The 18180-nt window shown below is 75.7% G+C and carries 9 protein-coding genes; 6 read left to right on the plus strand and 3 right to left on the minus strand.

Features of this window, described 5'->3' with window-relative positions; genetic code table 11:
• The first annotated feature begins 4 nt into the window (after positions 1-4).
• Positions 5-6067, plus strand: a complete 6063-nt coding sequence (locus CLV71_RS25000) for a type I polyketide synthase (protein ID WP_133905257.1) — start codon at positions 5-7, stop codon at positions 6065-6067.
• 75 nt (positions 6068-6142) lie between these two features.
• Here the strand turns inward: CLV71_RS25000 and CLV71_RS25005 are convergent, their stop codons facing one another.
• Positions 6143-6904: a DeoR/GlpR family DNA-binding transcription regulator gene (locus CLV71_RS25005; RefSeq protein WP_133905258.1), complete on the minus strand. Its 762-nt coding sequence runs from the start codon at positions 6902-6904 to the stop codon at positions 6143-6145.
• Positions 6905-6947: 43 nt separating this feature from the next.
• On the minus strand, positions 6948-7727 hold the full coding sequence (locus CLV71_RS25010; protein WP_279588752.1) for a thioesterase II family protein: 780 nt from the start codon (positions 7725-7727) through the stop codon (positions 6948-6950).
• A 191-nt stretch (positions 7728-7918) separates the two neighbouring features.
• On the opposite strand from CLV71_RS25010, the gene CLV71_RS25015 reads away from it, so the two are divergent.
• The 5 genes from CLV71_RS25015 to CLV71_RS25035 all read left to right on the plus strand — a co-directional run bounded on the left by CLV71_RS25015 (position 7919) and on the right by CLV71_RS25035 (position 17442).
• Complete coding sequence (locus CLV71_RS25015) at positions 7919-10552, plus strand: helix-turn-helix transcriptional regulator (protein WP_133905260.1); 2634 nt, start codon at positions 7919-7921, stop codon at positions 10550-10552.
• A 265-nt stretch (positions 10553-10817) separates the two neighbouring features.
• The gene (locus CLV71_RS25020) at positions 10818-13316 is read left to right on the plus strand and encodes an AAA family ATPase (protein ID WP_133905261.1); all 2499 of its coding nucleotides are present in this window, start codon (positions 10818-10820) and stop codon (positions 13314-13316) included.
• Positions 13317-13318: 2 nt separating this feature from the next.
• Positions 13319-16147, plus strand: a complete 2829-nt coding sequence (locus CLV71_RS25025; RefSeq protein WP_133905262.1) for a helix-turn-helix transcriptional regulator — start codon at positions 13319-13321, stop codon at positions 16145-16147.
• A gap of 337 nt (positions 16148-16484) precedes the next feature.
• The gene (locus CLV71_RS25030; RefSeq protein ID WP_243866688.1) at positions 16485-17177 is read left to right on the plus strand and encodes a helix-turn-helix transcriptional regulator; all 693 of its coding nucleotides are present in this window, start codon (positions 16485-16487) and stop codon (positions 17175-17177) included.
• A gap of 52 nt (positions 17178-17229) precedes the next feature.
• Positions 17230-17442: a DUF5988 family protein gene (locus CLV71_RS25035; protein WP_133905263.1), complete on the plus strand. Its 213-nt coding sequence runs from the start codon at positions 17230-17232 to the stop codon at positions 17440-17442.
• Between the two features lie 80 nt (positions 17443-17522).
• On the opposite strand, the gene CLV71_RS25040 is transcribed toward CLV71_RS25035, so the two are convergent.
• Positions 17523-18176, minus strand: a complete 654-nt coding sequence (locus CLV71_RS25040) for an O-methyltransferase (protein ID WP_133905264.1) — start codon at positions 18174-18176, stop codon at positions 17523-17525.
• Between the last annotated feature and the right edge of the window lie 4 nt (positions 18177-18180).

An 18180-nucleotide genomic window follows, 5' to 3' on the forward strand; every position in this document is an offset into this window, starting at 1 on the left:
GCCGATGGACGAACCAGTGGACGCCGACAAGCTGCTCGACTACCTGAAGAAGGTCACCGCCGACCTGCACCGGACCCGGCAGCGGCTGGCCGAGGTCGAGTCCCGCGCACAGGAACCGGTCGCGATCGTCGGCATGAGCTGCCGCTACCCCGGCGGGGTCACCGACCCGGACGCGCTGTGGCGGCTGGTCGACACCGGCGGCGACGCCATCACCGGCTTCCCGGACAACCGGGGCTGGCCGGTCGAGCTGCTGCGTGGCGCGCCAGGCCTGCCGCGCCAGGGCGGCTTCCTGCACGACGCCGCCGACTTCGACCCGGCGTTCTTCGGCATGAACCCGCGCGAGGCACTGGCCACCGACCCGCAGCAGCGGCTCCTGCTGGAGGCCGCGTGGTCGGCGGTCGAGGACGCCAGGATCGTCCCCGCGACGCTGCGTGGCAGCCGCACCGGCGTCTACGTCGGCGTCATGTACGCCGACTACGGGATCGTGCTGCAGACCTCCGACGGCGACCACGCCGGCTACCAGGGCAACGGCAGCGCCGGGAGCGTCGCCTCCGGCCGCGTCTCCTACACCCTCGGCCTGGAGGGCCCGACCGTCACCGTCGACACCGCCTGTTCGTCGTCGCTCGTGACCCTGCACCTCGCCGCGCAGGCCCTGCGCCGCGACGAGTGCTCGCTCGCGCTCGCCGGCGGGGTCGCGGTGATGGTGCTGCCCTCGGCGTTCACCGAGTACGGCGCCCAGGGCGCGCTCGCGGGCGACGGCCGGTGCAAGGCGTTCGCCGAGGGCGCCGACGGCCTCGGCTGGTCGGAGGGCGTCGGGATGCTGGTGCTGGAGCGGCTGTCCGACGCGGTCCGCAACGGCCACCGGGTCCTGGCCGTGGTCCGGGGCTCCGCGGTCAACTCCGACGGCGCCTCCAACGGGCTGACCGCGCCCAACGGTCCCGCGCAGCAGCGGGTCATCCGCCGCGCGCTGGCCGACGCGGGCCTCACCCCGGCCGAGGTGGACGCGGTGGAGGCACACGGCACCGGGACCGTCCTCGGCGACCCGATCGAGGCCCAGGCGCTGCTCGCGACCTACGGCCAGGGCCGCGACGAGCCGCTGCGCCTCGGGTCGGTCAAGTCGAACCTCGGGCACACCCAGGCCGCCGCGGGCGTGGCCGGCGTGATCAAGATGGTCCAGGCGATGCGGCACGGCAGGCTGCCGGCCACCCTGCACGTCGACACCCCCTCGGACAAGGTCGACTGGTCGGCGGGCGCGGTGTCGCTGCTGACCGAGGCGCTCCCGTGGCCGCCGGTCGACCGCCCGCGCCGGGCCGCGGTGTCCTCCTTCGGGATGAGCGGCACGAACGCACACGTGATCCTCGAGCAGGCCCCCGACAGGGACGCGGTTCCCGCCGGGCGTCGCGGACTGCCCGCCGTGCCGTGGGTGCTCTCCGCCCGGACACCCGCCGCGCTGCGTGATCAGGCCGCCCGGCTCGCCACCCACGACGGCGACCCGCTCGACGTCGCGCTTTCCCTCGCCACCACGCGTTCCGCGTTCGAGCACCGGGCGGTGGTCGTCGGCGCCGACCGGGCGGAGCTGCGTGCCGGGCTGGCCGCGGTGGCCGAACGGCGGGTCGCGGTCGGCGTGGCGGTCGGTGCGGTGCGTGCCCAGGGTGCGCGGCCGGTGTTCGTCTTCCCCGGCCAGGGCACGCAGTGGGCCGGGATGGCCGAGGGGCTCCTCGACACCGTGCCCGCGTTCGCCGACCGGATCGCCGAGTGCGACAAGGCGCTCTCCCCGCACCTGGACTGGTCGCTGACCGACGTGCTGCGGGGCCTGCCCGGCGCACCGCCGCTGGACCGGGTCGACGTCGTGCAGCCCGCGTTGTTCGCGGTCATGGTGGCGCTCGCCGCGCTGTGGCGGGACGCGGGTGTCGAACCCGCCGCGGTGGTCGGGCACTCCCAGGGCGAGATCGCCGCCGCGTGCGTGGCCGGTGTCCTCGACCTCGACGACGCCGCCCGCGTGGTCGCGGTGCGCAGCAGGCTGATCGGCGAGCTGCTGTCGGGCCACGGCCGGATGCTGACGGTCATGGCGGCCGTGGAGCGGGTCGAGGAGCTGCTCGCGTCGGCCGGACTCGGGCCGGACGAGGTCGCGGTGGCCGCGGTCAACGGCCCGCGCACGGTGACCGTGTCCGGTGAACCCGACGCGATGGCACGGTTCGAGCGGGTCCTCGCCCGCGCGAAGGTCATGCGCTGGCAGCTCGCCGGCGTCGACTTCGCCGCGCACTCCCCGCAGGTCGCGGCCCTGCGCGGCGAACTGTCGGCCGCACTGGACGGGATCGTGCCGAGGGCGGGGGAGGTCCCGTTCCACTCCACCACCGACGGCCGCCGCGTCGACGGCACCGACCTGGACGCCCGGTACTGGTACCGGAACCTGGCCGAGCCGGTCGGCTTCGCCGGGGCGGTGCGGGCGCTCGCGGATGCCGGTCACCGGGTGTTCCTCGAGATCGGCGCGCAGCCGGTGCTGTCGCTGGGCCTGCAGGAGACGTTGGACGAGGCAGGCGTGTCCGGGGTCGTGCTCCACACGCTGCGCCAGGACGACGGCGGACCACGCAGGCTGCTGACCGCCTTCGGCGAGGCGTACACGAACGGCGTCGCGGTGGACTGGGCCACGGTGTTCGCCGGCTCCGGGGCCGCACTCACCGACCTGCCCACCTATCCGTTCCAGCGCGGCACCTACTGGCCGTCCGGCGCGTTGTTCGGCGCGGGCGACGTCACCGCCGCGGGACTGGACCGGCCGGACCACCCGTTGCTCGGCGCGGTCGTCCGGGTGCCCGACACCGGCCCGGTGCTGACCGCCCGGCTCGCGCCCGGCGCACCCGACTGGCTCGCCGACCACGCCTTCGCGGGCACGACCCTGTTCCCCGCCACGGGTTTCCTCGAACTCGCGGTGCTGGCGGGCGACGCGGTGGGCTGCGACAGGGTCGCGGACCTGACCGTCCACACCCCGCTGGTCGTCCCGGCGGACACCGGGACCCGGCTGCGGGTCGTGGTCGGCGAGCCGGTCGACGGCCGCTGCCCGGTCACCGTCCACTCGCGCCGCGAGGACGCCGAGGACGGGCCATGGACCAGGCACGCCGAGGGCAGTCTCGGGACCGGCGCCGGTGAGGGGGAACCGGCAACGCACTGGCCACCCGCCGGTGCCGAGCCGGTCGACCTGACCGGACACTACGAGCGGCTGGCCGAGGCCGGATTCGGCTACGGGCCCGCGTTTCGGGGGCTGGTCGCGGCGTGGCGCCGCGACGGGGAGGTGTTCGCCGAGGTGCGGGTGCCCGACTCGGCGCGACCCGCGGTCCACCGGCTGCACCCGGCGCTGCTCGACGCGGCACTGCACGCGCTCTCACTGGCCGACCTCGCCGACGACGTGCCGTGCCTGCCGTTCGCCTGGACGGGGGTCGAGCTGCACGCGACCGGCGCCGCCGAGCTGCGGGTGCGGCTGACCCCGGTGGGCGAACGCGCCTTCGCGCTGTCCGCCGTGGACGGTGCCGGCTCGCCGGTGCTGACCGTGGCGGAGCTGGCCCTGCGCCCGGTCGCCGCCGGACAGTCCACTCCGGACGCCGCGGTGGGCCGGTCCCTGTACCACTGGGAGTGGGCCACGCCGCTGCCCGACGAGGCCGTGTCGGTCCCCGGCGAGTGGGCCGTCGCCGGCGTCGACGAGCTGGACCTGACCGCGGCACTGCACGCCCGAGGGGTGCCCGCCGACACCGTGGCCGACCCCGCCGCGTTGGCCGACCTGCCGCACGCCCCCTCGGTCGTGCTGCTGCCCGTCGCGGCGGACGGCGCCGAGCGGACCGTGTGCCGCGTGCTCGCCGACCTGCGGGTGTGCCTGACCGAGCCTGCGCTCCTGGCGACCCGGTTCGCGGTCGTGACGACCGGGCTCGCCACCGACCCGGCCGCCGCCGCGGTGTGGGGGCTCGTGCGCTCGGCGCAGTCGGAGCACCCCGGCAGGCTGATGCTGGTCGACGTGGACGGCACACCGGAGTCCGCCTCGGCCCTCCCCGGCGTGCTGACCCGCGCCGCGCTCGCGGGGGAGCCGCAGGTCGTGGTCCGTGCCGGCGAGACGTTCGCGGGCAGGCTCGCCCGCGGGAGCGCCGACGCGGCCGCGTTCGACTGGCCGACCGACGGCACCATCCTGGTCACCGGCGGCACCGGCGGTCTCGGGTCGCTCCTGGCACGGCACCTGGCGACGCACGGCGTCCGGCACCTGCTGCTGGTCAGCAGGCACGGGCCGGACGCGACCGGCGCGGCGGAACTGGTCGCCGAACTGGCCGACCGGGGCACGCGGGCGGCCGTGGTCGCCTGCGACGTGTCCGACCGCGACGCACTGGCGCGGCTGCTGTCCGCCATCCCGGAGGACCGCCCCCTGCGTGGGGTCGTGCACACCGCGGGCGTGCTCGACGACGGCGTGCTGACCTCGCTCACCGACGAGCGGGTGGCCACCGTGTGGGGCCCCAAGGCCACCGCCGCCGCCCACCTCGACGAGCTGACCCGCGACGCCGACCTGGCCGCGTTCGTGCTGTTCTCCTCCTTCGCCGGGGTCGCGGGCACGCCGGGACAGGCGAACTACGCCGCCGCCAACGGTTTCCTGGACGGGCTCGCCGCACGCAGGCGGGCCGACGGGCTGCCCGGCACGGCACTGGCGTGGGGCACGTGGGCGCCGTCGGCGGGCAGCGCCATGATGGCCGACCTCACCGACACCGACCTCCGGCGCCTCGCGGCGGGTGGCGTCGTGCCGCTCGGCACCGCACAGGGCCTCGCGTTGTTCGACGCGGCCATCGCGTGCGGCGACCCGGCGCCGGTGCCGGTCCGGCTCGACCTGCCCGGCCTGCGTGCCGCCGGTGAGCCGCCCCCGTTCCTGCGCGGTCTCCTGCCCGCGGCCCGCCGGGTCGCGACCGGCGGTGCCCGCGCGGCCGAGGTCCGCGACCGGCTCGCGACCGTGTCACCGCGGGACCGTCCCGGTGTGCTCGTGAACCTGGTGCGTGACCTGGTCGCGGCCGTGCTCGGGCACCCCGACCGCGAGGGCGTGGCGGCAGGCCAGGAGTTCGGCGACCTCGGGTTCGACTCGCTGACCGCCATGGACCTGCGCAACCGGCTCGCCGCGGGCACCGGCCTGACGCTGCCCGCGGGCGTGGTGTTCGACCACCCGACCCCGACCGACCTGGCCGCCTACCTGGACCGCGAGCTGACCCGTGCCGCGGAGCCGTCGCGGCCGGACGCCGCACCCGCGGCCGAGGAGACGGTGACCGCGTTGTTCCGGCGGGCGCAGGCGGATCGTCCGGCGGCGGCCATGGCGTTGCTGCGCAGCGTCGCCGCGCTGCGCCCCACCTTCACCGACACCCCGACCCGGCCGGTCCGCGCGGTGCGGTTGGCGGGCGGGGACGGGGAACTGCCCCGGGTGGTGTGCGTGCCCGCGCTGGTGGCGTTGGCGGGGGTGGCGCAGTACGCCCGGCTGGCCGGTGCGTTGCGTGGGCACACGGAGGTGCTGGCCGTGCCCGTGCCGGGCTTCGCCGAGGGCGACGCGCTGCCCGCGAGCCTGTCCGCGCTGGTCGGTGTGCTCGCCGACGCCCTGGCGCCGCTGCCCGGTCGCTCGGTGCTGCTCGGGACGTCCACCGGCGGCCTGCTCGCCCATGCCGTCGCCGAGGAACTGGCGGCGCGCGAGGTGCCCGCGGCGGGGGTCGCGCTGGTCGACACCTACCTGATGGACGCGGACTTCGTGACCACGTCCGGCACCGGTCTGCTCGGCGGGCTCGCCGACCGCAACAGTGCCTTCGCCGCCCCGGGAAGTGCCGGACTGTCGGCGATGGCGCACTGTTTCGACCTGATGTGGGACTGGCGCCCCGGCCGGACCCCGGCGCCGACCCTGCTGCTGCGGGCACAGGAACCGCTGCGCCCGCAGCAGCAGGGCACCGGGTGGCGGTCCACCTGGGACGGCGCCACCGTCGCCGACGTGCCGGGCAACCACTTCACGGTGACCGAGACCCACGCGTCGACCACGGCCCGGGCACTGGTGGCGTGGCTGTCCACACTGTGACGCCCCGCCCAACGCACTGAAGGACGCCTTCGTAACGCTGGGCGTCAGGAAGGCGTCCTTCAGTGCGGAGCGGCGTCAGACCGTCAGGACCGTCGGGCCCGCCCCGGCGACCTCCTCGGCGACGGCCGCGTCGATGCCGGTGTCGGTGATCAGGGTGTCCACATCGGACAGCTCGGCGAAGCGGGCGAAGTTGTCGCTGCCGACCTTGGTGTGGTCGGCCAGCAGCACGGTCCGCCGCGCACTCGCGATGGCCGCCTGCTTCACCATCGCCTCGGCCAGGTCGGGGGTGGTCAGGCCGCGTTCGACCGACAACCCGTTGGTGGCCATGAACGCCACCTCGACGTAGGTCTCCCGCAGCGCCTGCAGTGCCCACGCGTCCACCGACGCCAGCGTGCGCCAGCGCAGCCGCCCCCCGACCAGCATCACGGTCAGGTTCGGCCTGCTCGCCAGTGACAGCGCGATGTTGACCGAGTGGGTGACCACGGTCAGCTCCGCCTCGGCCGGGATGATCTCCGCGAGCTGTGCGGTCGTGGTGCCCGCGTCGAGCAGGATCGACCCCTCCGACGGCAGCTCCGCGAGCGCCGCCTTGGCGATGCGCCGCTTCTCGTCGGTCATCACCGTCTCCCTCGCGGCCACGGCCGGCTCGAAACCCAGCCGCTCCACCGGGATCGCCCCGCCGTGCACCCTGCGCAGCACCCCGTGGCGCTCCAGGACGGTCAGGTCCCTGCGGACGGTCTCGGTTGTCACGGCGAACTCCTCGGCCAGTGCTGCGACGTCGACGCGGCCCTCGGTACGGGCGCGTTCCAGGATTACCTGCTGCCGTTCCTCGGCGTACATTCCCCACCTCTGAAAGATCACGCGAGCAACGCCCCCGCGAAGCCTATGTACGGTCGCCTGCGACCCGGTCCAGCTCCGCCGCGATCACGGCGTCGACCGCGGCCTGGTGCTCGATGAGGAAGAAGTGCCCGCCCGCGAACACGTGCATCGCGAACGCACCCGTGGTGTGTCCCTGCCACGCCCCGGCCTCGTCCTCGGTGGTCTTCGGGTCGCTGTCACCGGTCACCACCGTGATCGGCGCGCTGATCCGCCGGTCCGGCGCACACGTGTAGGTCTCCACCGCTCGATAGTCGCCCCGGATCGCCGGGAGCGCCATCCGCAGGATCTCCTCGTCGGCGAGCACCGCGCTCGCGGTGCCGTTCAGCAGCCGCAGCTCGGCGAGCACACCGTCGTCGTCGAGCCGGTGCACGGCCTCGGCGCGGTGGGTGGCGGGCGCCCGCCGGCCGGAGGCGACCACCGCGTCCGGGCCTGCCCCGGTCCGTTCCAGCCGCCACGCTGTCTCGAACGCCAGCACCGCACCCATGCTGTGCCCGAAGAACACCGTGGGTCCGGGCGGCAGCGGGGCGAGCGCCGCGGCGATCCGGTCGGCCAGCACCGAGATGTCGTCGAGGCACGGCTCGCGGCGGCGGTCCTGGCGGCCCGGGTACTGCACCGCGACCACGTCCGTGCCCGGCGCGAAGCGTGCCGAGACGGGGTGGAAGAAGCTCGCCGAGCCGCCCGCGTGCGGGAAGCACACCAGCCGGGCCCGGCTCCGGCCGCCGGGGTGGTACCGGCGCAGCCACGTGGTCGACCCGGTGTCGGTGGCGGTGCTCTGGGCGCTCACGGCTGACTGGTCCCTTCGTCGCACGGCGGCCACCGGCCGACGCCGGATGTTCAGAGTCAAGCGTCTCCCGAACCGGGGAATCATTAGTCCTGTTTGTGAGGTAGGGCCGATAGGTACCGGTGAGCGGTACGGTGACCCGACCAGGCCCGCTCGCGCTGGGTAGTCCGGACAGTGCTGTCTGTGGAGGGGTAATGCCGGTACGGCCCGCTGAACCGGGACTCGTCGGCCGCGACCGCCAGCTCGCCGCGGTGCGGGCGGGGCTCGTCAGGGCCAGGGCCGGGGACACCGCGCTGCTGCTCGTCCACGGCGGCCCCGGCAGCGGTAAGACCGCCCTGCTCGACGCGTGCGCGGTCGCCGTCGAGGCGTCCGTGCGCCGGGTCACCTGCGGGCCGGACGTGGTGTCCGCCATCGCCACGCTGCTGGCCGACGCACCCGACCGGCCGGGCACGCCGCCGTCGTGCCGCTACCCCGACCACGTCAGGACGCTCACCGCCACCGGCCCTCTCGTGCTGCTGCTCGACGACGCCCACCGCTGCGACCCCGGCTCGGTCGAGGTGCTGGACCTGCTGGTGCGCAGGGGCAGCGGACTGCTCGTGGTGGCCGCCGTCGCCGCGGTCGGCGGGATCGGCGCGCGACCGCCCGGCTGGGGTGTCGTCGCGCCCCGCTGCCAGCCGCTCGACCTGCCGCCGCTCGACCTGCCCGACGTGGCCGAGCTGGTCCGCCGCCGCTGGCAGCGACCGGGGGACGAGGCGTTCGTCGCGGCGTGCCTGCGGGGCGCCGGGGGGAACCCGTTGGCGCTGCGCATGATCCTCGACCGGGTCGGCAACGGGCCGCCGGTCGCCGGGCGCGCCACCGCCGTGCTGGCCGCGGGCTGCGCGGTGCTGGCGGAGCTGCTGCCCGGGCGGCTCGCCCAGCACACCGAGGAGACCCGCGCGGTGAGCGAGGCGGTCGCCGTGCTCGGCCGGACCGACGCCGAGTCGATCGCGATGCTCGCCGGCGTGTCGGAGACGGTCGTGGCCTCGGCGTTCGCCGCGCTGTGTGCCGACGGCGTGCTCGGCGTCGCCGACCTGGACACCCTGCGCGCCGCGCTGCTCGCCGACCTGCCGCCTGCCCGGCTGCGCTGGTGGCACGCCCGCGCCGCCCGGCTGCTGGCTGACGCGGGCCGCCCGGCGGGGGAGATCGCCGCGCACCTGCTCGCGCTGCCCGAGGTGGGTGAGCCGTGGATGCGCGCGATCCTGCGTGAGGCAGCGGCCACCGCGCCGGACCGGGACACCGCGGCCTGCTACCTCGACCACGCGCTGGCCGCGGATCCGGTCGACGTGCCGACCCTCGTCGACTACGTGCGCACCGCGGGCGAGGCCGACCCCCACACCGCGCACCGGCTCCTGCGTGCCGGGCTGGAGCGCACGACCGGCGTGCGGGAACGGGCCGAGCTGGCCATCGAGCTGGCCTGGCTCACCCCTGCCGCCGCCGGTGCGCCGTCGGTGGTGCCCACCCTCGCCGCCGCGCTGGCCGACCTCGACGCCACGCTCGGGGTGCGGCCGACGGGGCCGGACCGCGAGCTGCGGGTGCGTGGCGAGGCGGCCCGGCTGGCGGCGGGCTGGACGCGCCCACCCGTCACCGCGGGCGGCCCCGTGCCCGCCGGGGACACCCCCGCCGAGCGGGACCTGCTGGCGTTGCGGGCCTTCACCGACATGCTCACCGCCCGCGCCGCCGACGTGGCCGCCGCCCGGGCCACGGCCGCCCTCGCCGAGCCTGGCACGCTGCGCTGGCCGCACGCCGCCGCGGCCTACGCGCTCGCGGTCGCCGGGGACGTGCCCGCCGCGCTCACCGGGCTCGACCGGGTGCTGGCCTCGGCGGGCCCCACCGGCTGGACCAGGACGCTGGCCGGGATGCTGCGGGCACTGGTGCTCGCCGACGCGGGCGACGCCCCCGCCGCGGTGGCCGACGCCGAGCGTGCGGTGACGGCGATGGACTCGGTGGACACGGCGAGGGTCGCGCTGGCCACCGCCCACGTGCGGCAGGGCGACCTGGCCGCCGCGGTGCGGGTGCTGCCGGAGACCGACCCGGACGTGCCGGTGCTCGGCCACCCGCTGTCCCTGGTCGTGCGGGCGGCCGCGGCCGAGGACGCGGGCGACCTCGACGGCGCGTTGACCCACCTGAACCGCTGCGGCGCCGTGCTGACCGAGCTGGGCGTGGAGAACCCGCTGGTCGCCCCGTGGTGGGTGGCCGCCGCGCGGCTCCTCGCCGCCACCGGCAGGTCCACCGCCGCCGCCGACCTCGCCGCCGAGGGTGCCGACGCCGCCGCACGCTGGGGGACCGGGAACGGTCGCGGCCTGGCCCTGTTCGCGGCGGGGACGGTGGAGCTGGCCCAGGACCCGAAGGCGGGCAGGGACGTCCTCGCCGAGGCCGTGGAGTTGCTGGAGACCGGCGCGGCGGCCTGGTACCTGGCGCTGGCCGAGCTGGCGCTCGGGGAGGCGGCGCTGCGCACGGGCGACCGGGTGGGTGCGCGCAAGGTGTTCCGCGCCGCGGCGGACGGGGCGGTGCGCTGCGGTTACCGGGGGGTGGCCGTGCAGGCCAGGGCACGCCTGGTCGCCGCGGGCGGTCGCGTGCACCGCGTGCCCGGCGGCACGGACACGCTCACCCATGCCGAGCGGCGGGTCGCGGAGCTGGCCACGGCTGGTGCGACCAACCGGGAGATCGCCGACCGGCTGCTCATCACCGTGCGGACCGTGGAGACCCACCTCACGAGCCTCTACCGCAAGCTCGGTGTCGCCGGCAGGTCCGCGCTGCACGTGGCGATCATGGAACGGGACCGGTCATAACCCCGGAAAGTCGAGTGTTTTCCCCAGTTCCGCATTCGGCAGGGTGGCGGGCCGACCCCTTTTATCGCAGGTAGAACCAACGTTTACAAAGATAGACAAAGGGAAAACCAAACCGAAAGAATTGCGAACCAACATCCACACCACTATGCTCGCTTGTGGCGCAGGTCACGCGGACTGATCCGGAGATGGTCATGGACAAGGCGGTGAGAGGTCGGGAGGCGCGCCGGGTGCCGGTCCGCCACCGCCTGGCCGGAGCGGACGAGCCGTGCCCGTAGACGCGCCCGCCGCAGGCGACCAACGCTGGCTGACCCCCTCGGCACCCGCGCTCGTCGACCGTGACGAGGAGCTGGAACTGCTCGCCCGCGCGGTGGACGACCTGCGCCGGGGCCGCCGCCCCGGCATGGTCACCGTCACCGGGACGCGGGGCAGCGGACTCTCCGCGGTGGTCGACGCCCTCGTCGACGGCGCGCACGCCACCGGCCTGCGTGTCGCGTTCGCCCGCTGCGCCCCCCGCGAGACGGACCTGCCGTTCGGCCTCGCACACCACCTCGCCTCCTGCCTGCACCTGACCGGCTCGACGCTGTGGACCAGACGCCCGGCCACCGTCACCATCCCGGTGCTGTGCGCCGAGTTCCTCGCCGCCGCGCGGACCAGACCGCTGGTCGTCGCCGTCGACGACGCGCAGTGGGCCGACCGCGAGTCCCGCGCGTGGCTGCGTGCGCTGGCCAGACGGATCGGCCAGGCACCGCTGCTGCTGGTGCAGGCCACCACGCACACCGATCCCGGCCCGGAACACCTGACCGCCGCGCGCGTGCTGCGCCTGCGGCCCCTCGACGAGACCGCCGTGCGCGAGGTCATCACCGCCCGCTACCTCGGCCCGGTCGACCGTGGTTTCGTCACCGGCACGACCGCGGCCACCGGCGGCAGCCCCGCGGTGCTCGGCGCGGTCCTCAGACACTTCGCCGAGGCCGAGCTGCCCCCGCTCGCCGAGCACGTCTCCGTCGCGGCGGCCAGGGCGGCGGCCGTGGTCGGCGACCGCGCCGCCGCCGCGCTGACCACGCTGCCCGCCGACGCCACCGCCCTCCTGCGTGCCCTGGTCCTGTGCGGGGACGCACTCGGCCCCGACCTCGCCCGCACGCTGGCAGGCGCCGACACCCCCGGCACGCTCGCGCGGCTGGCCGACCTCGGGCTGGTCGTCGCGCCGGAGGACCCGCGCCCGGCGAGCACCCGCGTGCGCGAGGACGTCCTGGCCGGGATGCCCGCCGCCGACCGCGCGACCCTGCTGCGCCGGGCCGTCGAGCTGGGCAGACGGGTGGCCATCCCGGACGACCGGCTCGCCACCCTGCTGTCCGCCGCGCCCGTCGTGGACGAGGGGTGGGCGGTGGACGTGCTGGTCCGCGTGGCCAGACGGCGACAGGCCCACGGCGACCACCGCGGTGCGGCGGAGCTGCTCGGGCGAGCGCTGCGCGAGCCGCTTCCCCCCGCCGGACGCCACCGCCTGCTGGTCGACCTCGGTGCCGTCGAGGTCGTGACCAACCCGCACGCCGCCGACCGCAGGCTGCGCCAGGTCCTGCTGTGCGCGGCACCCGACTCCGACACCGCGGTCCTGGCCGCGGACCTCCTGCAGACCAGGGGCGACACCGCCGCGGCCCGTCGCGTGATGGCCACCGCCTGCGCCAGGGGCAAGGCGGCAGGCGCGGACACCACCGAGATGGCCGCGCTCGGCTGGCTCGCCGAGAACGACTGCCTCTCCGACGACCTGCAGCCGGTGCGTGCCTTCCCCGAGCCGGTGACCGACCCGGCCGACCCCGGCGGACCCGTTCGCGCCGGGGTGGCCGCGTGGGCGCTGACCCTGCGCGGCGAACACCGGGCCGCCGCGCGTGCCCTCGCCAGGGCGACGCTCGCCGCCGCGGGCGACCCCGTGCCTTTCGGTCCCCGCGTCCACGCCTGCCGCGCACTCCTGCACGCCGACGACGTCACCGCCGCGGTGCTGGGGCTTGACGCCGTGATCGCCGACGCCCGCAGGCGCGGCGTGCCCGCCGCCGCGGCACTCGCGCTGCTGCACCGGGCGTCGTGCGAGCACCGGCGCGGCAACCTGGCGCAGGCCGAGGACGACCTGCGTACCGCGCTCGACCACCTGCCACCCACCTCCTGGCACCCCAGGACCCTCCCCGCGGTGACCGCGCTGACCGCTCGGCTGCGGCTCGCCGCCAACGACGTGACCGACGCCGAGCGGATCGCGGCGGGGGAGCAGCCCCCGGGCGCCGACCAGGGCGCGGCGTGGGGGCTGCTGCTGTGCGTGCGTGGCGAGGTCGCACTGGTGCTCGGCGACCACGACGCCGCGCTGCGCTGGTCCGGGCGCGCGGGCCGGGTGCTGCGGGTCCGCGGCTGGACGAACCCGGCGCTGGCGCCGTGGCAGTCACTCGCCGCCGTCGCCACCGCCGCCCTCGGGGACACCGAGACCGCGCGGGAGCTGACCCTCGAGGCGGGTCGCCGCGCCGCGCGCTGGGGTGCGCCCAGCGTCATCGTGCAGACCTCGCTGCTCGCGGGGCGCGTCGGGCGCAGGGGGTCGGTCACCGGCGCGGGCCACGCGCTGTCGATCGCCGACCAGCGCATCGCCGCACTCGCCGCCGCGGGCCGCACCGCGGCCGAGATCGCCGGCCTGCTGGTCGTGCCCGCGACCACCGTGCGACGCAGGCTCGCCGCCATCCGCGGCGCGCTGGCCGAGACCCTGGGCGGTGGGGACCCCGGCCGGGGCGGCTGACCATGCTCGCCGAGCGCGAGGGTGCCCTGGCCGTGGCAGGCCGGGCGCTGGCGGCCGCCGCGGCAGGCGACGGCGGGCTGCTGGTGATCACCGGGTCACCGGGCACCGGCCGGTCCGCGCTGCTCTCCTCGGTGGTCGACCTCGCGGGGGAGCCGCCCCGCGTGCTGCGTGCCGACGCCACCCTGGCCGAGCGCGACTTCGACCTCGGCGTCGTGCAGCAGCTGGTCCGGCCACTCGTGGACACGGCGCCGGCCGCCGAGCTGGACCGCTGGTTCTCCGGGGCGGCGGCCCTGGCCCGCCCGCTGCTCACCGACGGCCCCGACGCCGGCACGGCCCGGGGCGGCGAGCTGCCCGGCCTGCACGCGCTGGTGGTCAACCTCAGCGCCGACCGGCCGGTGCTGCTCGCCGTGGACGACCTCCAGTGGACCGACCGCTCCTCACTGCGCTGGCTCGCCTACCTCGTGCGCAGGCTGTCCGGCACCCGCGTGCTCGTGGTGGCCACCGCCGCCGACGGGTACGCGGTCGCCGAACCCGCGCTCGTGGAGGACATCTGCACCTCGGCGACCCGGACGGTGCAGGTCTCGCCGCTCACCGCCGCCGGGGTGGGTGCCGTGGTGGCCGCCGAGTACGCCGCGCGGAGCGTGACCGAGCCCGTCGACCCGGCGTTCGCCCGCGCTTGCCACCACGCGACCGGCGGCAACCCGGCGGCCCTGCTCGCGGTGCTGCACGGCCTGCAGGCCAAGGGAGTCCGTCCGGTCGCCGCCGCCGCGGAGACCGTGCGGCGGGAGAGCCACGCGCTGCTGCGTGCCAGGCGGCTGTACTACCTGGACACACAGCCCCCGCCGGTGCGCACGGTCGCCCGCGCGCTGGCGGTCCTCGGCGACCAGGCCGACCACGACCTCATCGGCGAGGTGGCCGGCCTCGACGGCCCCGCCTACAAGGACGCGCTGCAGGCGCTGGACCGGTTGGGCCTGCTCGCCGGTGTGGGGCCGCCCCGGCTCGCGGACCTCGGGGTGCGGACCGCGACCGAGGCGGCCATCCCGGTGGCCGAGCGGGACCGCCTGCACCGCGTGGCCGCCATGGCACTGCACGACGCGGGCCGCTCGGCCGAGGACGTCGCCACGCAGCTCTCCAGGGTGCACGACCACCAGCCGTGGGAGACCGACCTGCTGCGCTCGGCCGCCGCGACCGCGCTGGACCGGGGCGCCGCCGACGAGGCCGTGCGCTACCTGCGCCACGCCCTGCTGGCCGGTTCCTCGGGCGGCCCGGAGCGGGCGCGCCTGCTGGTCGACCTCGCCGCCGCCGAGCGCGGCGTCGACCCGGTCGCGGCCGTCGGGCACATCGTGCAGGCGTTACCGGACCTGCCGGCCGGGCCGGAACACGCCGCCGCCGTGCTGTCCGTGCCGTTCGCGCTCGCGGCACGCAGCCCCTCGGTGTCGACCCCGCTGCGTGCCGGCGCCGAGGCCCCCGACCCCGGGCTCGCCGCCGCCTACCCCGACCTCGCGCTGCGGTTGGAGGCACGCGGGCGTGCCATCGACGACCACGACCCGGTGCGGCTCGCCGACGCCGTCGCCCGGCTCCGCGGGCTGGACCCCCGGCCGCTCGACACGCCAGGCGGGCGTGAGCTGCTCGCGGTGCTCGCCAACGCCGCCTCGGTGGGTGCCTCGACCACGGCCACCGAGGTCGGCGCGCTCGGCGTCGCGCTGCTCGACCGCGAGGACCCCGGGTTCGCCCACGTGCACACGGCGTTCCCGGTGCTGGTCACCGCGCTCGTCGCGGCGGGCGAGGCCGGTGCGGCGGGCGCGTGGCTGGACCGGGTCTGGCGGCGGGCGCGACCTAAGGAGCCCGCGGGCCCCCGGGCGGCGGTACTGGCCGAGCGCGCGGCGGTGCTGCTCGCGACCGGCTCGGTCGCCGAGGCCCGGTCGCTCGCGGGCACCGCGCTGGAGACCGCGGGCACGGCGTGGCCGGGTGCCACCGCCCTGGCGAGGGTCACGCTGACCGGGGTCGCCATGGCCACCAACGATGTCGAGCTGGCGAGGCGGGTGCTCGACGACGGCGACGACGCCGCCGATCCCGGGGCGGTGCTGACCAGCCTGATGGCGCGCGGCCTCGTCGACGCGGTGCGCGGTGACCACGTGGCCGCGCTGGACAAGATGCTCGAGTACGGCGACCGGGCCGCCCGCTACGGCTGGACCAACCCGGCGCTGTTCCCGTGGCGGACCTACGCCGCCGCGCTGTACCAGCGGCTCGGCGACGTGGACGCCGCGGTCGCACTGGCCGAGCGCGAGCATGCCGCCGCCGTGGCGTGGGGCGAGCCGGGCACCGTCGGCCGCGCGCTGCGGTTGCGTGGCACCGTGCTCGGCGGCGAGGAAGGGCTCACCGCGCTGCGCGCGGCCGTGGCACGGCTGCGTGACGCGCAGGACGCGGTCGAGCTGTCCCGCGCCCTGGTGCTGCTCGGCCGCGGGCTCGCCACGCTCGGCGATCCCGGTGCGGGCGCCGCACTCGCCGAGGCCGACCGCATCGCCTCGGCGTGCGGGGGAGTGTGGGCGGCCGTGAACCCGGAGGTCGACTGGTCGGGGCCGGTGCTGTCGCTCGCCCCGGGCGGTGGCGTGACCGAGCTGTCGAAGGCGGAGCTGACGGTGCTCGCCCTGGTCGTCCGGGGGCTCACCAACCAGCGGATCGCGGATATTCTCGGGATTACCCGGCGGGCTGTGGAGAAAAGCCTCACCGGCTCCTACCGCAAACTCGGGGTATCCGGCCGGGCCGCGGTACTCGCGCAGTGGCGGTCATTGTTGCCGGACCTCGACCCGGGCGCCGACGAGCACGTTTAGGCCATCTGGCCCACACAAACCCACATCGGCGCCTCGCGGGGTGGCGCACCACGAGGCCGGCGGGCAACGAGCCGTCCCTGGGGTTCGGTACTGCCTGGTAGTCGGTGTACCGAACTGGTCACGCCGGTACCGTACCGCCCGGCGGGCCGGACCCGGTATGTCCGAACCACCCGAACCCGCGACCACAGCCTTAAGTCCGATTGGTTGTTGTTCTGTTGCTTTGGGTGGTCTTCGTGAAATAGCATCCAAACCAAGGGTTTCGCAGGTCGAAAGTTCGGCCAAAGCGCCGGTTTCCTTTTCGGAACAACTATCACCGTGGATAGGAGGTGGTCGTCCCATGAGCATCGACATGGCGGACCTGACGATCGACGATCTCGAGGAAACCTTCGATCCCGCCCGCTCGGCGAGCGACCGCGACGTGTTCCGCTCGTTCTTCGAACGCTCCGGGATGTGCGTCGCCCACCTCGACCGGACGCTGCGCGTCGTGGCGGCCAACGCCGACTTCCTGCGACAGTTCGGCCGTTCGCCCGCCGAGGTGTACGGCCGTGACTTCTGCGGGCTGCTGCACCCGAGCGTGCGGGAGAAGGTCGACCAGCAGCTGGTCCGCCTCGCCGACAACCAGCGGCGGCGGTTCGCCGAGCAGGTGGTGGCGCTGCGCCCCGGCGACACCGCGATGACCGGGGAGCTGACCGGCTTCGCGGTCCACCCGGAGTCCGGCCCGGTGGAGAGCCTCGTGGTGCTGGTCCGGCCGGACGCGGCGAGCCGGGACAGCTGCCTGGCCGCCAGGCACACGAAGCTGCTGACCGACATGGACGCGCGCATCCTCGAGGGTGTCGCGGCGGGGGTGTCGACCGTGCAGCTCGCGTCGATGCTCTACCTCAGCAGGGGCGGCGTCGAGTACCACGTCTCCGCGCTGCTGCGGAAGCTGAAGGTGAAGAACCGCCCGGCGCTGGTGTCGAAGGCCTACTCCATGGGGATCTTCGGGGTCGGCTCCTGGCCTCCCCGGGTCCTGCCGGAGTTCCTGAAGTAGGCCGGGTGGCGAAGTAGATGGTGTGAGAACGGCGATGGGAAAGGTGATCACCGTGACCCGATTCCTCAGAGTGGTGCTGACCGGTGGCCCCGAGGCCCTGTCCGACACCGAGTACGTCCACGACACCCCACCCTCGGGCGAGAAGGTGAAGATCGCCTACGCCGCGGGCCACGAGCACTACACCGCCAACGGCGAGACCCGCGTGGTGGACGGGGAGACGCTCCCGGTCTACTCGTGGACCGACCGCACGTCGTTCGCCGAGTGACCCGGTTCCCCGCATGACGTTGTCCGCCGACGACTCCCTGCCCGTCCGGTCGCGTGCGACGCGCCGGGCGGGCAGCGGTGCTAACCGGCCTTGCGGACCAGCGTGACGCCGTCGGCCACCGGCAGCAGGGAGATGTCCACCCGCTCGTCGGCGAGCAGCGCCTCGTTGAACGCCCGCACCGCCACGGTGTCCGGGTCCAGCGCGCCGGGGTCCGCGACCCGCCCGAAGTACAGAGTGTTGTCCACCACCACGAGCCCGTCGTCGTGGATCAGCTCGAGCGCGGCCTCGTAGTAGAGCGGGTAGCCCGTCTTGTCGGCGTCGACGAACACGAGGTCGACCGAGCCAGGTGCGATGTCCGCGAGGGTGCGCGCGGCGGGTGCGATCCGCACGTCGATCCGTTCCGCCACACCGGCTCTCGCCCAGAACGGCCTGCCGAGGTCGAGCCACCGCGAGGTGATGTCGCAGGTGATCACCCGGCCACCGGCGCCCACGGCCCGCGCGAGGCACAGCGTGGCGTACCCGGTGTAGGTGCCGATCTCGACCACCGTCCTGGCCCGCACCAGCCCCGCCAGCAGGCCCAGCAGCTGCCCTTCCTCGGGAGAGACCTGCTGTGCCGCCCCGGCGGGCAGCTCGGCGGTCAGCTCGCGAAGCTCGGCGAGCACGGCGTCCTCGCGGAGGGACATCTCCCGCACGTACCCGCTCAGCGCGTCGGTGATCGAAACCTGTGTGGCCATGACG

Origin of the sequence: Actinophytocola oryzae (assembly GCF_004364325.1) — a bacterium.
GTDB lineage: Bacteria > Actinomycetota > Actinomycetes > Mycobacteriales > Pseudonocardiaceae > Actinophytocola > Actinophytocola oryzae.